Source organism: Bosea vestrisii (genome assembly GCF_030144325.1).
GTDB classification, from domain to species: Bacteria; Pseudomonadota; Alphaproteobacteria; order Rhizobiales; family Beijerinckiaceae; genus Allobosea; species Allobosea vestrisii_A.
In genome coordinates, this window is record NZ_CP126307.1 from 4374673 (window position 1) to 4395644 (window position 20972).

16 protein-coding genes, 1 tRNA gene and 2 pseudogenes are annotated in these 20972 nt (G+C 66.1%); 8 read left to right on the forward strand and 11 right to left on the reverse strand.

Features of this window, described 5'->3' with window-relative positions; translation table 11 throughout:
- Positions 1 to 202 precede the first annotated feature (202 nt).
- A complete protein-coding gene (locus QO058_RS21580; protein ID WP_284172983.1) occupies positions 203 to 3562 on the forward strand; it encodes an error-prone DNA polymerase in 3360 nt (1119 codons plus the stop codon).
- Positions 3563 to 3740: 178 nt separating this feature from the next.
- Complete coding sequence (locus QO058_RS21585) at positions 3741 to 4154, forward strand: (R)-mandelonitrile lyase (protein ID WP_284168288.1); 414 nt, start codon at positions 3741 to 3743, stop codon at positions 4152 to 4154.
- Between the two features lie 32 nt (positions 4155 to 4186).
- On the opposite strand, the gene minE is transcribed toward QO058_RS21585, so the two are convergent.
- The 6 genes from minE to QO058_RS21615 form a co-directional block, all read right to left on the reverse strand.
- Positions 4187 to 4450 carry a cell division topological specificity factor MinE gene (gene minE / locus QO058_RS21590; protein WP_057188104.1) on the reverse strand — a complete coding sequence of 88 codons (264 nt, stop codon included), beginning with the start codon at positions 4448 to 4450 and terminating at the stop codon, positions 4187 to 4189.
- Positions 4447 to 5262: a septum site-determining protein MinD gene (gene minD, locus QO058_RS21595; RefSeq protein WP_126113752.1), complete on the reverse strand. Its 816-nt coding sequence runs from the start codon at positions 5260 to 5262 to the stop codon at positions 4447 to 4449. Before minD ends, minE begins: the two co-directional genes overlap by 4 nt.
- Before the next feature lie 35 nt (positions 5263 to 5297).
- Positions 5298 to 6035, reverse strand: coding sequence for a septum site-determining protein MinC (gene minC / locus QO058_RS21600; RefSeq protein ID WP_284168289.1), 738 nt, complete (start codon positions 6033 to 6035; stop codon positions 5298 to 5300).
- A 229-nt stretch (positions 6036 to 6264) separates the two neighbouring features.
- Positions 6265 to 6837: an SIP domain-containing protein gene (locus QO058_RS21605; protein WP_284168290.1), complete on the reverse strand. Its 573-nt coding sequence runs from the start codon at positions 6835 to 6837 to the stop codon at positions 6265 to 6267.
- Positions 6838 to 6840: 3 nt separating this feature from the next.
- Positions 6841 to 7239 carry an iron chelate uptake ABC transporter family permease subunit gene (locus QO058_RS21610; RefSeq protein ID WP_284172984.1) on the reverse strand — a complete coding sequence of 133 codons (399 nt, stop codon included), beginning with the start codon at positions 7237 to 7239 and terminating at the stop codon, positions 6841 to 6843.
- 135 nt (positions 7240 to 7374) lie between these two features.
- A complete protein-coding gene (locus tag QO058_RS21615) occupies positions 7375 to 8373 on the reverse strand; it encodes a helix-turn-helix transcriptional regulator (protein WP_284168291.1) in 999 nt (332 codons plus the stop codon).
- Positions 8374 to 8765: 392 nt separating this feature from the next.
- On the opposite strand from QO058_RS21615, the gene QO058_RS21620 reads away from it, so the two are divergent.
- From QO058_RS21620 to QO058_RS21635, 4 genes are all read left to right on the forward strand, one after another.
- Positions 8766 to 9596, forward strand: coding sequence for a transporter (locus tag QO058_RS21620; RefSeq protein WP_284168292.1), 831 nt, complete (start codon positions 8766 to 8768; stop codon positions 9594 to 9596).
- 255 nt (positions 9597 to 9851) lie between these two features.
- Positions 9852 to 10649, forward strand: coding sequence for a hypothetical protein (locus tag QO058_RS21625; protein WP_284168293.1), 798 nt, complete (start codon positions 9852 to 9854; stop codon positions 10647 to 10649).
- 47 nt (positions 10650 to 10696) lie between these two features.
- Positions 10697 to 11524, forward strand: a complete 828-nt coding sequence (locus QO058_RS21630; RefSeq protein WP_284168294.1) for an acid phosphatase — start codon at positions 10697 to 10699, stop codon at positions 11522 to 11524.
- Between the two features lie 51 nt (positions 11525 to 11575).
- Positions 11576 to 12583 carry a DUF1254 domain-containing protein gene (locus QO058_RS21635; RefSeq protein WP_284172985.1) on the forward strand — a complete coding sequence of 336 codons (1008 nt, stop codon included), beginning with the start codon at positions 11576 to 11578 and terminating at the stop codon, positions 12581 to 12583.
- Between the two features lie 378 nt (positions 12584 to 12961).
- On the opposite strand, the gene QO058_RS21640 is transcribed toward QO058_RS21635, so the two are convergent.
- The 5 genes and pseudogenes from QO058_RS21640 to QO058_RS21660 form a co-directional block, all read right to left on the reverse strand.
- Positions 12962 to 13216, reverse strand: coding sequence for a hypothetical protein (locus tag QO058_RS21640; RefSeq protein ID WP_284168295.1), 255 nt, complete (start codon positions 13214 to 13216; stop codon positions 12962 to 12964).
- A gap of 160 nt (positions 13217 to 13376) precedes the next feature.
- Positions 13377 to 13451, reverse strand: a tRNA-Thr gene (locus QO058_RS21645).
- A 196-nt stretch (positions 13452 to 13647) separates the two neighbouring features.
- On the reverse strand, positions 13648 to 14352 hold the full coding sequence (gene pdeM, locus QO058_RS21650) for a ligase-associated DNA damage response endonuclease PdeM (protein ID WP_432212076.1): 705 nt from the start codon (positions 14350 to 14352) through the stop codon (positions 13648 to 13650).
- 2 nt (positions 14353 to 14354) lie between these two features.
- A pseudogene (locus QO058_RS21655) lies at positions 14355 to 16842 on the reverse strand (ligase-associated DNA damage response DEXH box helicase).
- Between the two features lie 164 nt (positions 16843 to 17006).
- Positions 17007 to 17942 (reverse strand): methyltransferase, encoded by a 936-nt coding sequence (locus QO058_RS21660; RefSeq protein ID WP_284168296.1) that lies wholly within the window; start codon positions 17940 to 17942, stop codon positions 17007 to 17009.
- A 60-nt stretch (positions 17943 to 18002) separates the two neighbouring features.
- Between QO058_RS21660 and QO058_RS21665 the strand changes: the two genes are divergently transcribed.
- Entirely contained in the window at positions 18003 to 19073 is a 1071-nt protein-coding gene (locus QO058_RS21665; RefSeq protein ID WP_284168297.1) for a ligase-associated DNA damage response exonuclease, read from the forward strand.
- Positions 19070 to 20847: pseudogene (locus tag QO058_RS21675) on the forward strand (cisplatin damage response ATP-dependent DNA ligase). Before QO058_RS21665 ends, QO058_RS21675 begins: the two are co-directional and overlap by 4 nt.
- The last annotated feature ends 125 nt before the right edge of the window (positions 20848 to 20972 follow it).

The window sequence follows — 20972 nt, forward strand, 5'->3', positions numbered from 1 at the left end:
CTCTTGGGTTGGACACAGACCTGCTCCCTCCCCCTTGTGGGGAAGGGTTGGGGAGGGGGGTATGCCACCCGTGACGCTTCCCTTGCGGGCGCTCGGGGTCTGCAACTCTCACAGCCGCATGGCTGCCTACCCCCCTCTCTAGCTCTCCCCCACAAGGGGGAGAGGACAGGTGGCGGTTCTCGCATATTGGCGATACGCAGCCATGACCGCCTATGCCGAGCCCGTCGCTGCGACCAATTTCTCTTTCCTGCGCGGCGCCTCGCCCGGGCCGAATCTGGTGATGACCGCGCTGATGCTCGGCCAGACCGGTCTCGGCATTGCCGACCGCAACACGGTTGCCGGCGTGGTGCGGGCGTGGATCGCGCTCCGCGACCTGCGTGAGCTTGGCCTGCCGTCTCCGGAGAAAGTGCGCGAGGGTGGCAGCCCCGGCGAGTATATCTGGGTCGAGAACCCGGCCTTCGCCGATCTGCCCTTCACGGAGGAGCAGATGCGAGCGATGGCGCAGGCCTTCAAGCTCGTAACCGGCAGCCGCCTCGTCTTCGCCGATGGCACGCCCGACATCGTCGCCTACCCGGCCAATCGCGCCGGCTGGGGCAGACTCTGCCGCCTGCTGACGACAGGCAATCTGCGCGGGGCCAAGGGCGAGTGCATCCTCACCCTCGACGACCTCCTGAATGATGCCCGCGACCTCCTGCTGATCGTCATGCCGGAGCGCCGGCTCGACGGCCTGCCCGCGACCCTCGTCCGGCTCGATGTCGCCGCGCCCGGTGCGGTCTGGCTCGCCGCCACTATGGCGCGCCGCGGTGACGATCGCCGTCGCCTCGCCCGGCTGAAAGGCATCGCGGCGCCGACCCGCACCCCGCTGATCGCCACCAACGACGTGCTCTATGACGCGCCCGAGCAGCGCGACCTGCAGGACCTGCTGACCTGCATCCGCGAGGGCACGACGATCGACAAGGCCGGCCGCCTGCTCGAAGCCAATGCCGAACGCCATCTCAAGGCGCCGCAGGAGATGGCCCGGCTCTTCAAGGAGGCGCCGGAGGCGATCGCCGAGACGCAGCACCTGCTCGGCCGCATCGCGTTCGATCTGGGTGAGCTCAGATACGAATATCCGGACGAACCGGTGCCGCCCGGCTGGACACCGCAGGGCTGGCTGGAGGAGCTGGTGCGCCGGCGCCTGCCGATGCGCTATCCCGCTGGCATCCCTGAGAAAGTTCAAAAGCAGGTCGACGACGAACTCGTCCTGATCGGCAAGCTCGACTATGCCCGCTATTTCCTGACCATCCGCCAGATCGTCGAATTCGCCGAGAGCCGCGGCATCCTCTGCCAGGGGCGCGGCTCGGCCGCCAATTCGGCCGTCTGCTATGCGCTTGGGATCACTGCGGTCGATCCGGACGAGCACACGCTGCTCTTCGCCCGTTTCATCTCGGAGGAGCGGCGCGAGCCGCCCGATATCGACGTCGATTTCGAGCATGAGCGGCGCGAGGAGGTGATCCAGTGGATCTATTGGAAATACGGCCGCCACCGCGCCGGCATCGCCGCGACCGTGATCCATTACCGGCCGCGCAGTGCCATGCGCGAGGCCGGCAAGGCGCTGGGACTGACCGAGGACGTCACCGCTCGCCTCGCCTCGACGCAGTGGGGCAGCTGGGGCTCCGACATCACCCGCAATCAGATCCGCCAGGCCGGGCTCGATCCCGACAATCCGGTGATCGCGCAGGCCGTGCGCTTCGCCGTGCGCCTGCTCGGCTTTCCGCGCCATCTCTCGCAGCATGTCGGCGGCTTCGTCCTGATGCGCGGTCGCCTCGACGAGACCGTGCCGATCGGCAACGCCGCGATGGCGGATCGCACTTTCATCGAATGGGACCGCGACGACATCGACGCGATGCGGCTGATGAAGGTCGATGTGCTGGCACTCGGCATGCTGACCTGCATCCGCAAGGCCTTCGACCTGCTGCGTGAGCATGAGGGCGAGGATTATGGCCTCGCTGACGTTCCGCAGAGGGACGAGGCGACCTACGACATGCTCTGCGAGGGCAAGTCCATCGGCGTCTTCCAGGTCGAGAGCCGGGCGCAGATCAACATGCTGCCGCGCCTCAGGCCGAGGGAATTCTACGACCTCGTCATCCAGGTTGCGATCGTCCGCCCCGGCCCGATCCAGGGCAATATGGTCCATCCCTATCTGAAGCGGCGGGCAGGGATCGAGGAGATCGACTATCCCTCACCGGCGCCGCCGCATGATCCGGACGAGCTTCGCCATGTTCTTGACCGGACCCTAGGCGTACCGCTCTTCCAGGAGCAGGCGATGACGCTCGCCATGGTCGCGGCCGAGTTCAGCGACCCCGAGGCCAATGGCCTGCGCCGCGCCATGGCGACCTTCCGCAATGTCGGCACGATCGGCAATTACGAGGCGATGATGGTCGAGCGCATGGTGGCGCGTGGCTATGAGCGCGACTTCGCCCAGCGCTGCTTCGAGCAGATCAAGGGCTTCGGCAGCTACGGCTTTCCCGAGAGCCACGCCGCCTCCTTCGCCAAGTTGGTCTATGTCTCCTCCTGGCTGAAATGCCATCACCCGGCGATCTTCGCCGCGGCGCTGCTGAACTCGCAGCCCATGGGCTTCTACGCCCCGGCCCAGATCGTCCGGGAAGCGCAGGAGAATGGCGGCGTCGAGCCGCGGTCGATCGATGTGAACTTCAGCGCCTGGGATAATCTGCTCGAGCCAGGGGAGCCGGGCTGGAAAAGTCCCTGGGCGCTGCGGCTCGGCCTGCGCCAGCTCGACGGCTTCAAGCAGGACTGGGCGGAGCGTCTCGTCGAAGCCCGTACCGAGCCCTATCGCGATGTCGAGGAACTCGCTCGCTGCGCCCGCTTGCCGGCCCGCGCCATGCGCCTGCTCGCCGATGCCGACGCCTTCCGCTCGATGGGGCTGGACCGGCGCGAGGCGCTCTGGGCGGTGCGCCGCCTGCCGGATGACGCGGCGCTGCCATTGTTCGAGGCGGCGCAGGCACGCGAGCTCGGGGCGGAACGCACCATGGCGTTGCCAGTCATGCCCCTCGCCGAGCACGTCGTCGCTGACTACCAGACGGCGCGGCTCTCGCTGAAGGGCCATCCGATGGGCCTGCTGCGACCCCGCTTCGCCCGCGAGCGCATCGCCAGCTGCGAACAGATTTCAGCGATGCGCGACGGGACCTGGGCCAGCGTCGCCGGCGTCGTGCTGGTGCGCCAGCGCCCCGGCAAGGGCAATGCCATCTTCATCACGCTGGAGGATGAGACCGGCATCACCAATGTCGTGCTCTGGGCCCGCGATTTCGAGCGCTTCCGCCGCGAGGTCATGGCGGCGCGGCTGCTCCTCGTCGAGGGCAGGGTGCAGAAGAGTCCGGAGAACGTGATCCACCTGATGGCGAAGCGCGTCGTCGATCGCTCGGCCGAACTTCTCAGCCTGTCAGATACGCATCGCGCCGAGATCGTGCTGACCCGCGCTGACGAGTTCCAGCATCCGCAGATCCCGCGGGCGCGCCACCCCCGTAATGTCCGGATCTTGCCGAAGTCACGCGATTTCCATTGAGGCGAGGGGTGTTTTCGTCATTGCGAGGAGCGTCCGCGACGAAGCAATCCAGGGGACGTGGAGCGCTGCCGCCCCTGGGTTGCTTCGCTGCGCTCGCAATGACGGTGCGGCTTGAGCGAAAAGCGCCGTAGAATGCCGGGATCGAATTCACTTTCGAACCCAGGCCTGAGGAGACACCATGAACATCATCCGCGCCGGAACCCGGCCATCGGCGAAGGGCCCGAGCGATTGGTTCAGCGGCACCGTCCGCATCGATCCGTTGTTCAATCCGCATGCACCCGAGCGCGTTCAGGGCGCCAGCGTCACCTTCGAGCCCGGCGCGCGCACGGCCTGGCACACCCATCCGCTCGGCCAGACGCTAGTCGTCACCGCAGGCTTCGGCCGTGTGCAGCGCTGGGGTGGCCCGGTCGAGGAGATCAGGCCGGGCGACGTGGTCTGGTTTCCGCCTGGCGAGAAGCACTGGCATGGCGCCGGGCCGGAGACGGCGATGACCCATATCGCTGTGCAGGAGGCCCTGGACGGCAAGGTCGTCGACTGGCTCGATAAGGTCTCGGACGCCGAATACGACGGCCGCGGGCCGGCGGTGATGTAGGTCGCCGCGTTCTGGAATGGGAAAGGCGGCCCTCAGGCCGCCTTCTTGCCCGCATCGAACGGGATCTCGATGTCGACGGCGAGCGTCGAGACCTGGGGCCCGCGCTCCATCCGGACGGTGACCTTGTCGTCGTCGACCTGCACATGCTTGGCGATCACGCGCAGGATCTCGTCGCGCAGCTTGGTCACGAGGTCGGAGCCATCGGCCGACAGGCGCTCATGGGCGAGCAGGACCTGCAGGCGCTCGCGCGCGGCGGGAGCCGACTGGGGCCGGAAGAAGAGACGACGCAGGTTCATGCCGCTTTCCTTCCGAAGATCTTGCCGAAGAAGCCGCGCTTCTCGCCGGGGATGGTCATCGGCAGGTTCTCGCCCTTGAGGCGGCGGACCGCGTCGAAATAGGCGAGCGCCGGCGCGCTGCGTTCATCGGCCAGGGTGACGGGCGAGCCGATATTGGAGGCACGCAGCACGTCCATGCTTTCGGGGATGATGCCGAGCAGCGGGATCGACAGGATCTCGAGGACGTCGTCCACTTTCAGCATGTCGCCGCGCTCGGCGCGGGCGGGGTCGTAGCGGGTGAGGAGCAGGTGCTTCTCCATGCGCTCGCCGTTCTCGGCCTTCAGGGTCTTCGAATCGAGCAGGCCGATAATGCGGTCGGAATCACGCACCGAAGAGACTTCCGGATTGGTCACGACGATCGCGATATCGGCATGGCGCATGGCGAGGGTGGCGCCGCGCTCGATGCCGGCCGGGCTGTCGCAGATCACCCAGTCGAAATGGCTCTTCAGCGCGCCGATGACCTTCTCGACGCCCTCGGAGGTGAGGTTGTCCTTGTCGCGGGTCTGCGAGGCGGGCAGCAGATAGAGCGTCTCGACCCGTTTGTCGCGGATCAGCGCCTGCGTCAGCTTGGCCTCGCCCTGGATCACGTTGACGAGGTCGTAGACCACCCGCCGTTCGGCACCCATGATCAGGTCGAGATTGCGCAGGCCGACATCGAAGTCGACGACCACGACCTTGTCGCCGCTCTGCGCCAAAGCTGCGCCCAGGGCGGCGGAGGACGTCGTCTTGCCGACGCCGCCCTTGCCCGATGTGACCACGATGACCTTGCCCATTGACCTCTCCTAGTTCCGGTGGACGCGCTGTCGTTTCAGGCGAGTGACCCGCCTGTGAAGGTCTCGCCTTCAAGCCAGAACTGGACGGGCTTGCCGCGCAGGCTCGGCTCCAGGTCCTCGGCCGTCTTGTAGTAGCCGTCGATGCCGACCAGCTCGGCCTCGAGCTTGCGACAGAAGATGCGGGCCTCCGCGTTGCCCAATGTGCCGGCCATCGCCCGCCCCCGCAGGGTGCCGTAGATATGGATCGAACCGCCGGCGATGACCTCGGCGCCGGAGGCGACCGAGCCGACGATGGTCACGTCGCCCTCGGCGAAGATCGACTGCCCCGAGCGTACCGGCTGGGTGACGATGATCGAAGCCACGGCTTTCGCGGGCAGCGGGGCGGCAGGTGTCACCGCCACGCTTTCGGCGACAGGGGCTTCCTTGGCCGGCTCGGCCGTCGGTTCCTCGATATCCCCGGTCGTCTTTCCGCCCGACATGGCGGGCGGTAGATCGTTGCCGAGCATGGAGGGGCGTGCGCCCTCGATCCCCATGATCCGGACATTGCGCGCGCCGAGCTTGCCGACGAGATCGCGCAACTGCGCGCGGTCGATCTCGAGGCCCTCGACGTCGAGCACGACCGGCCGCCGCAGGAAGAAACCGGCGGAGCGGCCAGCGAGATCGTCGAGCCGCACCAGCCAATCCTCGAAGGGCAGCTCGGGCGTCAGCGTCAGCGCAAGATAGGATCGCCCCTTGAGGCGGATCGGCCTGGGTTGGGTTAACACGGCGGTCATCTTGGTAAATTTTCGGTTGCTCCGGTGTACGAAACGAATGGTTAACGAGTGGTAAATCGCGTGGATGATTATCGGGGAAAATGTCCCGCCCAACTTTTGGGGTTCGAAAAAAATTCGTTGATTATCAGATATTTAGATTTTACAGCGCCGGGAGGTTACTGCAAAAGCCAATTGCGAAAGCCGCATTGCGGGATCGCGTACCGGCCACACTGGGCGATGGCGTGGCGGGTCATATAAAGGGGAGCGGCGCGCCATCCTTGGGATGGGGCATCACGCCGACATCGATGCCGTAGATCGCGCGCAGGATATCGGGCCGAATCACCTCGTCAGGTGTTCCGCGCGCGACGAGCTGGCCGGAATGGAGCACGATGATCTCGTCGCAGAAGCGCGCAGCCGTGTTGACGTCATGCCGGCCCCCCGCCCGCCAATACGGCACGCTGATGCTGCGAGGCTTGGCGATCGCTTTCAGGGAGCGGCGCAGTGCCTGATAGGCGGCGAACTCCGTGGCGATCCAGACGAAATGATCCATCGGGCCTGCCGCGATCGACCGTTCGACCTGTGCGGTGAAATCCGCATCGGCCGAGACGTACCCCTCCCGGCGATAGATCCACTGGCAAGATATTCCGGGCGGCACCGTCAGCAGCAGCCTGTCCTCGGGCGTATCGATCTCGATGAAGATCGCGCCCAATGCGCTCGCCGGCAGGCGCTCGGCGATGCGCGCGATCGCGGGCAGGGCGGTCTCGTCGCCAGCGAGCAGATAGTGCCCGGCCGGTTTGATCCCGAGGCCGCAGGGGCCCGACATGCCTCAGATATCGCCAGGCCTCGCGAAGCGGGCGAAATCGCCGGCTGGCCCTGGAGCCTCGTGCAGCACGAAGTCGATCTCGACCCAGCCCGCCGCCGCGTCGATCCGGCGGATGGTGTAGTAGCGCGTCGCCACCGCCGTCATGTCGAGATAGGCAAGCGGGCGGCCGTTTGGCCCGGGGGCTTCAGCCGTTCGCCGGGGCCGGTTGGGACATGCCAATGCGCCCAGCCGCCAGGCGACGAGCGACAATCCGAGACTGCGTGCATTCGCATCGTCCAGTGCGAGCACCGTCAACGGGCGGACGAGCAGCAGTGCCATTCCCCCGAAGACGATGAGGCGCGGCGCGAGGAAGAGCACGTCGCGCCAATCCTGCTGATCGAGGTGACCTGCGCTCGTCGTCAGCTTTCGCTAACGATTTCCGCCTTCATGGGGCGCCGCATCCGCGATGATCCTACCCTAGTTCGGTTAGCGCTGTTGTGCGCCACTTGCGGAAGTTGGCGCATTGCCCATGAGCGGATGTTCGTAAGCGACACGCCTTCAGCCGAGCCGCGACTGCTCACAAAACTGGCGCGGAGTGACGCCCGTCATCCGGCGGAAGGCGCGGCTGAAATGCGCCGGATCGGTGTAGCCGGACGAAAAGGCGACATCGATGATCCTGCAATCGGTGTCCCGCAGCAGCCGGCTCGCATGCTCGTACCTGACGGTGTCGAGTATGTCCGAGTAGGACAGGCCGATCAAAGCGAGCTTGCGCTGAAGCGTCCGCGTGCTGACGCCCGCGATCTCGGCGACGTCGGCAAGCGCGGTTGTCCCCTCGTCGAGATAGGCCGGCAGCATCAGCTTGAGCAGTTCGACGATATCGTAGGCGGAAGGGCCGTCCTCCTGGTTCCGCGTCGGCAAAAACGAGACGGTCGAACGGTTGGGGAGGCTGAGAAGCGAAGTCGGGAGGCTGATCCAGGCGGCATGCTGGCCCGATAGAAACCGCACATTCGGCCAGCAGGATCGCGTCGCCGGGCTCGGCGCGTAGGACGATTCGAAGGCGATCGCCGTCGGCATCCAGCCGGGCCCTGCGAATTGCCTGACGATGTAGACCGAGAAGATATTCTGGATCCATTGCGCGTGTTTCAGATGCAGGAGCCCTGTCCCGGCAAGCCTGCTGCAGACCCGTACATGATCCGCGTCATGTTCGATCCACATGCTCAAAATGGTGTCTTCGCGTGACGCTTCATGGCAGGCGTGCCGGAGCGCGACGAGCAGTGTTGGTGAATGTGCGATCAGGGCCCGTGTCTTTTCCCGCATATGGGAGAAATGCAGGCGCTGGGCAGCGAGAAAGCCGAAATCCTCGATACCCTGGGTTCTCTGGGCGGTCTCGACGAAACGCAGCGCCGGCAGGAGCGGCAAATAGAGCTCGCTCTTTTCGGCCAGGGACGATGGCAGCCGGGACCGCTCCAGCAGCGTCTCCGTCGGCGCGCCGATATCGTCGAGGATGCTGACGAAGGGCAGCAGGAACTGGCCGCGCGTCAAGGGGATATCAGCCATCGGACCTCGCCGCGATCACCGCGTTGACGATTTTCACAAGGCCGAATCTTCCGAGGATTCGCGGCCGGCGAGCGTGAAGAATAGCCGGTCGCGGGTGGCGCAAAATGGCAAGACCGACAACCCGCCTATGCACCAAACAGAGCGTGTCGGCTGATCCGAGAGTGACCCGTCGCACGGAGCGCCCACTACTGGGAACGTCCATCTCACGGAAAGTCGGTCATGGGGCCTTCCTGTTCGCAAAGCCGGGGCTTGCATGCCTTCCAGTCATCATTCGGCCAGTGAGGGTCACCGCAAGCTGCTCGAAGTCCCACCTCGCGGGCCATTTTGATTGCCATTGAATTGCTCGGCCATCCGCAGATGGCCCTCAGAGATTGCATATTGAGGAGACCTGAATGCTGTCGAGACTCTCCCAACTGGCTGTGTTCTCGGCCCTCGCATTGGTTGGTCAAGGCCTTGGCTTGACTGGCACCGGTGTCGTACTGGCACAGGACGCGACTGCCGATCTGGCGAAAAAGCTCAGCAATCCCGTGTCAGCGCTGATCAGCGTGCCCTTCCAGTTCAACTACGACCGAGGCTTCGGACCGAACAACCGTGGCGACCGAAAAACGCTCGATATCCAACCGGTCATCCCGTTTTCATTGAACGAGGACTGGAATGTCATCTCCCGGACCGTCGTCCCGGTCATCTGGCAGCACGACATCGCAGGCCCCTCCGGCAACCAGTCCGGTCTGGGAGACGTCACGCAAAGCTTCTTCATGTCCCCGAAACAGCCGAGCGCTGGCGGGATCATCTGGGGAGCAGGTCCTGTCTTCCTGCTTCCGACGGCGACCGACGATCTGCTCGGAGGTGGCAAGTTCGGGATGGGCCTGACTGCCGTCGTTCTGAAGCAGGAAGGGCCATGGACGGTCGGCGCACTTGCAAACCACATCTGGTCCGTTGCGGGGAGGGGAGACAGGTCCGACATCAGCGCGACCTACCTGCAGCCCTTCATCTCCTACAGGACATCGGACGCCTGGACGTTCACGCTCAATACCGAGAGCACCTACGACTGGACGGCCGAACAATGGTCGGTGCCCATCAACGTCCAGGTTTCGAAGCTTGTGAAATTGGGCGAGCAGCCGGTGAGTCTCTCTGCAGGCGTGCGCTATTGGGCGGCCGCGCCGAAGAATGGACCGCGCGGCTGGGGTCCCCGCGTGGGGCTGACGTTCCTGTTTCCGACATAGGTGCAGTCGGCGATGCAGCGCAGGTTCGGCCGCGTCGCGGTGAATCCAGCGTCACAAGCCCGACACTCGGGGGATTTCCGACCCGCGGGGATGGCGAATAGCCGGTCGCGATTGGCGCGAAATGGCAAGACGGGCAGGCGGCCCATGCACGAAATGCTCGCAACGGAATTCGCCGGCCGCTCGGGCCGCGATCGCGTGCTGCCGAAGCGCTCGCGCAGGTGCCGGTAGGACGGGCAAGGCAGGGGACAAGCAGCAATGTCAGGCGCAACGGCGCGCGACCTCGCCATCGGGCTGATGGCGACCTTCCTGTGCGGCCCGGCCTCGGCGTCTGATCTGCGGCAGCCCGGCGCGCCACCGGCACCCATCCTCGCCCCGGGACCGAGCTTCTCCGTCACCAGCTATCTCTGGGCGACAGCAATCGACGGCAAGAGCGCGACGCTGCCGCCGCTGCCCGCGGCGGATATCAAGCTGCGCTTCCGCGACGTGCTCAAGGAGCTCAACGGTGCGCTGATGGCATCCGCCGAGATGCGCATCGACCGCTGGAGCGTCCTGGTCGACGGGCAGTTCTCGCAGGTGACGACCGGCGGCAATCTGCCCGGGCCGTTCTTTTCGGGGCTGAAGCTGCGCTCGCAGACCACCACCGTTCAGGGCTCCGTGTTTTACCGGGTCTATGAGGACAGCGTGCTTGCGCTCGATGTCGGCGGCGGCGTCCGGTTCTGGAACCTGAACACCAAGCTCGAGATCCTGCCCGGCCTCGCCAATCTTCGGATCGATCACCGTCAATCCGAGATGTGGGCCGATCCGATCGTCGGCGCCCGGCTCGGCGTGAAGCTCGGCGGTCCGTGGAGCTTGACGGTGGCGGGCGACATCGGCGGCTTCGGCGCCGGCTCGCGCCTGACCTGGCAGGGCCTGGGCAGCGTCAACTACGCCTGGAGCGAAAACCTGACGCTGAAAGCCGGCTACCGGGCCCTCCATGTCGATTATCGCGATGGCGGCTTTTCGTACGAGGTGACCCAGCACGGGCCCGCCGTTGCGGCGACATACCGGTTCTGACCGGGGCTTTCATGAGCTCGGCAATGTCGAAAGGAATGGGAATGGCGATGACTGCGAATGCGTTTCGGACCGCAGGCGTTTCCGCGCTGGCGCTGCTCGCGCTTTGTGGGCAGGCCCTGGCGCAAGCGGCCGAAGCGCAGCCCAAGGTCACCGACCCACATTTCAAGATCGCGCCGGGCTATCTGAAGCGGTCGGACCTGCCGGACAGCCTGGTCCTGCTCGGCCCGCCGCCGGAGCCGGGTTCTGCTGCGCTGGCCCGGGACGAGGAAGCGCGCAAGGCGACGATCCCCTTGCGAGACACCGCGCGCTCGAAGCTCGCCTATACCGACGCCGACCTCGCCTTTCCGCAGGCCGCCGACAACTTCTCCTGCGCGATGGGTGTCAGGATCGACGGCAAGCAGACGCCGCGCCTCTATGCGATGACGCAGAAGATGCTCTCGGATTTCGGCCTTTCCACCTATGGCGTGAAGAACAAGTACAACCGGGTCCGCCCCTTCGTGGTGCACAACGAAGCGACCTGCCGGGCGGATCAGGAGGCCATTTTGCGGAGCGATGGCTCCTACCCGTCCGGCCACACGGCGGCAGGCTGGGGCTGGGCTCTCGTCTTCGCGCAGATCAATCCCGAGCGCGCCGATGCACTGCTCAAGCGCGGTATCGAGTTCGGGCAGAGCCGCGTGATCTGCAACGCGCATTGGCAGAGCGATGTCGATGCCGGCCGGATCATGGGCGCGGCGACGGTGGCGCGGCTGCAGACCGACCCGACCTTCCTCGCCGATCTCAAGGCCGCGAAAGCGGAAGTGAAGGCCGCGAAGGCGAAGCGGGCGCTCCCGGCATCCGAATGCGCCGCAGAGGCCGCTGCGCTGTCCGCGCGATAACGACGAGCATATGGATCAAAGACACCAATGAGGTACCGTTCAATGCGAATGATGTCGGTCTACAGCCTGGGTTTCCTGGTTCTCGCGCCATGCGTGGCGTTCGCCCAGCCCGTTCCGGTCAATCTCGACAACTTCAAGCGAGCCGAGAGCGATTTCTACATGCGCAAGACGGCCGACGCCGGCGCCCTTGGCAAATTCGCCCATAGCAGGACACCGACGCCGATCGACAACCAGCCCGTAGTCCGGATGAATCGGGATACGCTTTATTCCCAGGCGCTGTTCGACCTCGACGCCGGCCCAGTGACCATCACCCTTCCCGATGCCGGCAAGCGCTTCGTCTCCATGCAGGTCATCAGCGAAGACCACTACACCCCGATGGTGGTCTACAAGCCGGGCCGTACGACGCTCACCAGGGACAAGGTCGGCACCCGCTATGTGTTCGTTGCGGTCCGCATCCTTGTCGATCCCAACGACGCTAAGGACCTCGCGCAGGTTCACGCCCTGCAGGATGCGCTGAAGGTGGAGCAGAAGGCGGCCGGCACGTTCGAGGCTCCGAACTGGGACCTGGCTCAGCAGAAGAAGATCCGTGACGCGCTCGAAGCGCTGTCCGCCGCATCATCCGGCAGCTTCACCAATGCGTTCGGCCCGAAGGGAAAGGTCGATCCGGTCATGCACCTGCTCGGCACGGCGGCCGGCTGGGGCGGCAACCCTGACAAGGACGCATCCTATCCCTCGTTCACCCCGGCCAGGAACGACGGCAAGACGGTCTACAAGCTCAGGGTCAAGGACGTCCCCGTCGACGCGTTCTGGTCGATCAGCGTCTATAACGACAAGGGCTTCTTCCAGAAGAACGATTACGACGCCTATTCGGTCAACAGCATCACCGGCAAGACAAGCGCCGATGGCGCGATCGACATCCAGTTCGGCGGCTGCGACGGCAAGATCGCGAACTGCCTGCCGATCACGCAAGGATGGAATTACACATTCCGGCTCTACCGTCCTCGCGCCGTGTTCCTCAACGGCACGTGGAAGCTGCCGGAGGCGCAGCCTGCATCGTAGCAGGCTGCCCGCTTGGGCCGACGAGACCGCGGTTCTGAGGTCACAGGTCCGTTTGCTCCGAAAGGAGAAGCGCATCATCGACCTCGGTGCCGAGGTAGCGCACGTGCTCTCCAGCTTTGTGTGGCCAAGAGGAGCTGGCAGGCTCGTCAGGCCGCCCTGCAAGACGAGCAGGGTAGCTCCACCCGCCTATGCCGGCGAAGAAGTGGCACTGTGTATCCGACCAGGTCGGCAGGTCGAACATCGACAATTGAGCGCTCGTCAACGTGGCCAGGCGAGTACGACCTTTATGAGATTGTAGGTGCGACCTCCAGAACGGGCTCGGCGGTGACGACGTCCAGCAGTTCGAGCAGATCGCTCTGGTGGTAGCCGTGGCGATCCTTATGCCGACACAGCGCCTGGATCGCGGAAGACGTTCATCATCGCAGCGCTCAGCACGACTTTGATGGCGCACATGCTGCTGCAGTAGCCGTCGCTCGGATCTTCAATGACGACATAGACGGTGCCGTTCAGCCAGAACCGGCAAACGTTGCAGTCCTCCAGATCATCAGCGCCTTCGTAGGCGGCAGCTGTGTCGTATCGAAATCGATCGCGTCCAGCATGGCGAGGCCGATGATCTTTCAGCTCGACCGGCATGACTTCGCCCCCTCGGGAGAGGAGGGGAAGGAACACGGTGCGAACCCACGCCGCAGATTTTCCACGGACGAGCGTGCCATGATCCGCGATTGTTCGCCGAACTGTGCCGAATGGCCGGTACCTGGTCATCGGATAAGTCGTTGAATTTGCTTGAGAAGGCTGGTGCTGCGAGAGAGGATTGAACTCTCGACCTCTCCATTACCAATGGAGTGCTCTACCACTGAGCTACCGCAGCAGGACCGTGCTTATGCTGGCGTTTCGGGTCGATCGAGGACCCACAAAGGCGCCGCGCCGTTCCGAAGCGGCGTCCTGATGCCATAAGCCCTGCGTCGACGCAACCTGTTACGCACATATCTCCGCATCTGAAAATGAAGGGCGCTCGACCGCTCCCTTACCAACGGAGTATTCGACGTTGCCGCAATCGCTCGTCCTCAGTCCGGCAGCAGCAGGCGCTGATCGATGCGGAAGAGGCGGCCGTCGCCGAGGAGATGGGCGGAAAAGCCCAGGCCGAACAGGGGCCGGAAGGCGGCATCGCGAACGTTGAGGCCGCCGGCATAGGCACCCATCGCCGGCATGACGCAGCGCGTAGGAGACAAAGCGAAGCAGCGCCGGCGCAGCGCCCGGCCGCGCATGCGGACCTTGGCGGCGGGGTGCAGATGGCCGGCGATCTCTGGTAGCGCACCAGAAGGGCAGGGCTCGTGCCGCAGCTTGACGCCGCGAAGGTCGAGCTCGTCAAGCACCGTGCCGCCCATTGCGGCCGAAATCGCCGGGTCGTGGTTGCCGCTGATCCAGAGCCAGTCGCGGCCGGCCTGGAAGGCGCGCAACGTCGCAAGGCAGTTCTCGTCGATCCGCGCTTCGGCGCCGCGGTCATGGAAGGAATCGCCGAGCGCGATCACGCGTGCCGGCTGGTAGCGCAGGATCGCGGCGCCGAGCAGCCGGAGCGTCGCGGCGGAATCATAGGGCGGCAGCAGGACGCCGCGTGCCGCATAGGCCGAGCCCTTCTCCAGATGCAGGTCGGCGACGACGAGCGTGCGCTCGTCCTGCAGATAGAGCGCGCCGGAAAGATCGGGTACGAGCGCAAGCCGGCCGAGCATGAACGTCTCGACCGCCACGCCCGCTGCTTCCTTCGCCGCCAGGTTCACGCCATCGCCTCTTCGAGCATCTGTGCTTCGGCTTCCGCCAGGATTTCGTCGGCCGCTTCGCCATGGACCGCCTCGCGCCCGATCTCGAGCATGACCGAGACCGAGAGCGGCGAGACGTGATCGAGCGGCTGATGCACGATTCGCCCGCTGATCCGTGTCAGCATCTGACCCAGGCGCCCGATATCGAGCAAGCCTGTCGCGGCATCGGCGCGTGCGGCACGTAAGAGCACATGGTCGGGCTGGTGCCGGCGCAGCACGTCGTAGACGAGGTCGGTCGAGATCGTCACCTGCCGCCCGCTTTTCTCCTGGCCGGGGAAACGGCGCTCGATCAGACCGCCGATCACGGCGCAGGCGCGGAAGGTGCGCTTCATCAGCGCCGATTCCGCCAGCCATTCCTCGAGATCGTCGCCGAGCATGTCCTGCGCGAAGAGATCGTCGAGCGACAGCGCCCCGCGCGCGATCGCTGCTGCCATGTCGCCGAGCGTCCAGACCGCGATACCATAGTCATTGCAGACGAAGCCGAGCGGTTTCAGCCGCGCCCGTTCCAGCCGGCGGGTCAGCAGCATGCCGAGCGTCTGGTGGGCGAGCCGGCCCTCGAACGGGTAGGCGACGAGGAAATAGCGCCCCGCCCGCGGAAATGTCTCGACCAGCAGCTCGCCCGGCTTGGGCAGGCGCGATTTCAAGCGCTGCGCATGCAGCCAGGACGAGACCTCGTCCGGCAGCTTCGCCCATTCCTTCGGCGCCGCCAGGGATGGCGCGCACGCGCGCGGCGAGGAAGGTCGAGAGCGGAAACTTGCCGCCGGCATAGGACGGGATTTTCGGATCGGTGCCGGCGCTGGTGCGCGAGCAGACCACCTCGTTCTCGGTGATCCCCTCGAAGCGCAGCACCTCGCCGGCGAAGACGAAGGTGTCGCCGGGCGTCATCGTCTCGGCGAAGTACTCCTCCAGCTCGCCGAGCACGCGCCCGCCGCGGCTGAGCATCTTCTGGCCGCCCGGGCGGGCCGGTCGCGACCGGCCGAGCCGGACTTTCAGCATGGTCGACTCGACGATGGTCCCGACATTCATCCGGTATTGCTGGATCACGCGGGCGTTGCTGGCGCGGTAGAGCCCGTCCTTGCTCTGCCGGAGCTTGGCGAAGCGCTCATAGCTCTTCAGCGCATAGCCACCGGTCGCGACGAAATCGACGACCGCATCGAAATCGGCGCGGGTAAGATCGGCATAGGGCGAGGCTGTCAGGACCTCCTCATAGAGCGCATCGGACTCGAAGCCGTCGGAGCAGGCGATCCCCAGCACATGCTGGGCGAGCACGTCGAGCGCCCCGATGCGGGGCGGCGGCGTATCCTGCGCGGCTTCCGCCACCGCATCGAGCGCGGCCCGGCATTCCAGCAGTTCGAAGCGGTTCGACGGTACAAGCAGCGCCTGCGAGGGCTCGTCCATGCGGTGGTTGGAGCGGCCGATGCGCTGCATCAACCGGCTCGCGCCCTTGGGCGCGCCGACATTGACGACGAGGTCGACATCACCCCAGTCGATGCCGAGATCGAGCGTCGCGGTGCAGACGACGGCCTTGAGTTTGCCCGCCGCCATCGCCGCCTCGACCTTGCGGCGCTGGCCGACATCGAGCGAGCCGTGGTGCAGCGCAATCGGCAGGGTGTCGTCGTTCACGCTCCACAGGGCCTGGAACATGAACTCGGCCTGCATGCGGGTATTGACGAAGACGAGCGTCAGCTTGTGCGCTTGGATCGCGGCATAGATGTCGCCGACGGCATGGGCGGTGACATGCCCGGCGAGCGGCAGCCGGCGGCTCGTCGCCATGATGCCGATCTCGGCTTTCGCGCCGCCCTTGACGGTGACGAGGCCGGACGGGGTGTCGGCGCCGCCGAGATAGGCTTGCAGGTCGGCCGGTTCGCGCACGGTCGCCGACAGGCCGACCGCGCTCATCTCGGGGGCGAGCGTGCGCAGCCGGGCGAGATCGAGCGAGAGCAGGTCGCCGCGCTTCGAGGTGACGAGCGCGTGCAATTCGTCGAGCACGACACGGCGCAGGTTTGCAAAGAACGGTTTCGCATCGCGATGCGAGACCAGCAGCGCGAGCTGCTCTGGCGTGGTCAGCAGGATGTCCGGCGGCCGCTCCATCTGGCGGGCGCGCTTGGCCGGCGAGGTGTCGCCGGTGCGGGTCTCGACCTTCACGCTGAGCCCCATCTCGCGGATCGGCGTCTCGAGATTGCGGGCGATGTCTACCGCGAGCGCCTTCAGCGGCGAGACATAGAGCGTATGCAGCCCCTCGCGTGCTCCGCTGCGCTGTGTCAGTTCGACCAGCGAAGGCAGGAAGCCGGCGAGCGTCTTGCCGGCGCCGGTCGGCGCAACCAGTAGGGTCGAGCGCCCGGCCCGGGCCTCCTCCAGCAGAGCGAGCTGATGCGCCCGCACGCTCCAGCCGCGGCTGGCGAACCAGGCGGAGAAGGCAGGCGGGAGAGGCGAGGGCGCATCCATCGAGCGACAGAGATAGGCTCTGCCGAACGAAAAGGGAACGGCGTGCTCGCGTCATTCTCGGGCGGAGCGTAGCGCAGACCCGAGAATCTCAGGGTAGGAAGGCGCTGGTTGGTAGCCTTACTCGGCGTGAGATACTCGGGACAGGCCCGAGCATGACGCTGGCTTTATCGTTCCGCGATCACGAGCAACCCCGGCACCGGCTGACCGCGATCGATCCTCGTGCTCTGCGGCTCGGCCAGCACCGGCTCCAGCCTTGCCTCGCTGAGCTTTTCCCTGAGCCAGTCCTCGGCATGGGCGAAGCGCCGGTCCTGGCCGACGGCGACACCCTCGCCGTCATGACTCTGCACGGTGAAGGCAAGGAGCCCACCCGCCTTGAGCACGCGCGCGCTCTGATGGAAGCTCGGCGCGAGGTCGCCGAGGTAGACAAAGACGTCGGCGGCGATGACGAGATCGGCCGAGGCGTCGGGGCGGCTCGCCAGGAACGCGGTCAAGCCCGCCGTGGCTAGCTTGTCGTAAAGCGGTTGGCCGTCGGCGCTGAGCTTGTCGCGCGCCTTGGCGACCATGCGCGGCGAGAGATCGCAGCCGGCGAGGAAGTCGACCTCGGCGCGGATCGCCTCGCCCATCAGGCCGGTGCCGCAGCCGAGATCATAGGCCGTTCCGAAATGGAAGGGCCGGCCAGCCTGCTCACAGTAGCGCGCCAGCGCCTCCTTCAGCAGCGCCGGCGCCTGGTACTGCAACGTGCCGACGAGGTGGCTGTCGAAACGGTCGGCGTAGCCGTCGAAGAGCACGCCGGAGAAGTTCTCCGAGGTGGCCTGCTCGGCCGCCAGCGCGCCGATGCGGGCGAGGTCGAGCTTGGCCCCGACATGGTCGTTCGGGTCGAGGTCGAGGCATTGCCGCCAGGCGGTCGCGGCCTCCTCATTGTGCCCGAGCGTCTCCTGGGCCAGTCCGTAGAGGTGCCAGGCAGCGGTGAAACCATAATTCTCCGCGAGCGTTTGATCGAGGATCTCGATCGCCGCCTGCGCGTCGCCATCCTTTAGCGCCGCCTCGGCCCAGGCGTAGCGACGGTCGAGACGTTCGTCGCCGGAACTGGCGGAGTACACGCTGCTGCCCTTTTCGATCATGCTGCGGGTTTAACCGAGCCAAATGACACTGGCCAGACGATGAAGCCTTCCGATCTGCTGACGCCCACTCCGGCCGGGCTCTATTGCCCGCCGGCCGACGTTTATATCGATCCGGTCCGCCCGGTGGCGCGGGCGCTGATCACCCATGGCCATTCCGACCATGCGAGAGCCGGACATGGCGCCGTGCTGGCAACACGCGAGACGCTGGCGATCATGGCGCTGCGCTATGGCGAGGCGTTCACTGGCTCGCAGCAGGTGGCGGCGCCGGGCGAGACCGTTCGCATCGGCGCGGTCGACTTCCGCTTCGTCCCGGCCGGCCATGTCCTCGGCTCCGCCCAGATCGTGGTCGAGCACAAGGGCCTGCGCATCGTCGTCTCCGGAGACTACAAGCGCGAGCGCGATCCGACCTGCGCGCCCTTCGAGCCGGTTACCTGCGACGTCTTCATCACCGAGGCGACCTTCGGCCTGCCGGTGTTCCGCCATCCGCCGGCCGCTGCCGAGACGGCCAAGCTCATCGATTCCGTCCGGCTCTTCCCCGATCGCACCCACATCGTCGGCGCTTATTCGCTGGGGAAGGCGCAGCGCCTGATGGCGCTGATCCGCGAGGCCGGTTACGAGCGGCCGATCTATATCCATGGCGCGGTCGAGAAGATCACCGAGTTCTACCGGGCCGAAGGCATCCCGCTCGGCGACGTCCGCAAGGTCGAGCCAGGCGAGCGCAAGGGCGAGGGGCGCAAGGCATTCGCCGGCGAGGTCGTCATCTGCCCGCCGAGTGCGATCCAGGACCTCTGGTCGCGCCGCTTTCCCGATCCGGTCACCGCCTTCGCTTCCGGCTGGATGCGCGTCAGGGCGCGGGCTCGCCAGAAGGGCGTCGAGCTGCCGCTGATCATCTCCGACCATGCCGATTGGGACGACCTGCAGGCGACGATCCGCGAGGTCGGGGCCGGTGAGATCTGGATCACCCATGGCGAAGCCGAGGCACTGGCGCATTGGTGCGGCACGGTCGGCCTCAAGGGCACGCCGCTCCACCTCGTCGGCTATGGCGACGAGGGCGAAGCCGAGCCGGACGCCAAGCCGGCGGAGGCCAGGTCAGTGGAGGCGTCGCCATGAACCGCTTCGCCTGGCTGCTCGACCGTCTCGCCTATGAGCCGCGCCGCAACGGCAAGCTCGCGCTGATCGCCGATTACCTGCGCACCACACCCGACCCCGATCGCGGCTATGCGCTCGCGGCGATGACCGGCGGGCTGGTGTTCCAGAACGCCAAGCCCGGCCTGATCCGCGCCTTGATCGCCGAGCGCACCGATCCGGTGCTGTTCGCGCTCTCCTACGACTATGTCGGCGATCTCTCCGAGACGGTCGCCCTGATGTGGCCTGCCGCCAACGCGAACCCCCTCCCCTCGTGGGGAGGGGCAGGGGTGGGGGGCGGCCGACTGGATGAGCGCTCGCCAGGCGGAACGCCCCCACCTCTCTCTCCTCCCCACAAGGGGGAGGAGAAGCGTCCTTGTCGGCCGGCGTCGAGCCCGGCCACAACCGCGCCCCGCTGACCCTTCCCGACGTGGTCGCCGGCCTGCGCAATTCCGGCAAGACCGAGATGCCGCGCCTGATCGCCTCCTGGCTCGACGCGCTCGACGAGACCGGGCGCTGGGCCCTGCTCAAGCTGATCACCGGTGCCTTGCGCATCGGCGTATCCGCCCGTCTCGCCAAGACCGCGGCGGCGAGCCTCGGCGGCATTCCTGCCGACGAGGTCGAGCAGGTCTGGCATGGGCTGGAGCCGCCCTACACCGCGCTCTTCGCCTGGCTGGAGGGCTCAGGCGCGCGGCCCGAAGCGACCGATCCGGCTCCCTTCCGTCCGGTGATGCTCTCGCATGCGATCGAGGACGGTGATTTCGACAAGCTCGATGCCGGCGAGTTCGCCGCCGAATGGAAATGGGACGGCATCCGCGTCCAGGCCGTCGCCGGCACACGCGCCGATGGCGGCCGGACCGTCAGGCTCTATTCGCGCACCGGCGAGGAGATCGGCGGCGCTTTTCCCGACCTGACCGAGGCGCTGACTGAGGATGGTGCGATCGACGGCGAATTGCTGGTGATGCGCGACGGCGTCGTCCAGAGCTTCAACACGCTGCAGCAGCGGCTCAACCGAAAGCAGGTGACGCCGAAGATGCTGGCCGAGTTCCCGGCCCATATCCGTGCCTACGACCTGCTGGCCGAAGCCGATGACGATCTGCGTGCCCACCCGTACACGGAGCGGCGCGCCAGGCTCGAAGCGTTCCTCGGCAAACTCGACAGCGCCCGCTTCGACCTCTCGCCGACCATAGCGTTTTCGAGCTGGGATGAGCTGACCACTGCCCGCGCCGATCCGGCTGCCGCCGGCGCCGGCCCCGATGCGGAAGCGGTCGAGGGCTGCATGCTGAAGCGGCTCGACTCGCCCTATCTGCCCGGCCGGCCGAAGGGCTACTGGTACAAGTGGAAGCGCGATGCGCGGCTGGTCGACTGCGTGCTGATGTATGCCCAGCGCGGCCACGGCAAGCGCTCCTCCTTCTATTCCGACTACACCTTCGGCGTCTGGCGGGTCGGCGAGGCGGGCGCCGACGAACTGGTGCCGGTCGGCAAGGCCTATTTCGGCTTTACCGACGAGGAACTGATCGAGATCGACCGTTATGTTCGCAAGAACACGCTGAACCGCTTCGGCCCGGTGCGCGAGGTGACGCATACGTCCTCCAGCGGCCTGGTCTTCGAAGTGGCTTTCGAGGGCTTGCAGCGCTCGACCCGGCACAAATCCGGCATCGCCATGCGCTTTCCCCGCATCAGCCGCATCCGCTGGGACAAGCCGCCGGCGGAGGCCGACCGGATCGAGACGCTGGAGGCGCTGCTGCCGGCGAACTGAAGCATTTTCGAGCGAAGTGGGTACCGGTTCGCGTGAAGAAAATGCGTCAAACAAAAAGCCTGGAGTATCTCCGCGCTTCGACGATGCGCGGAGATACTCCAGCGATCGCCTGTGTCTCCCGGCGA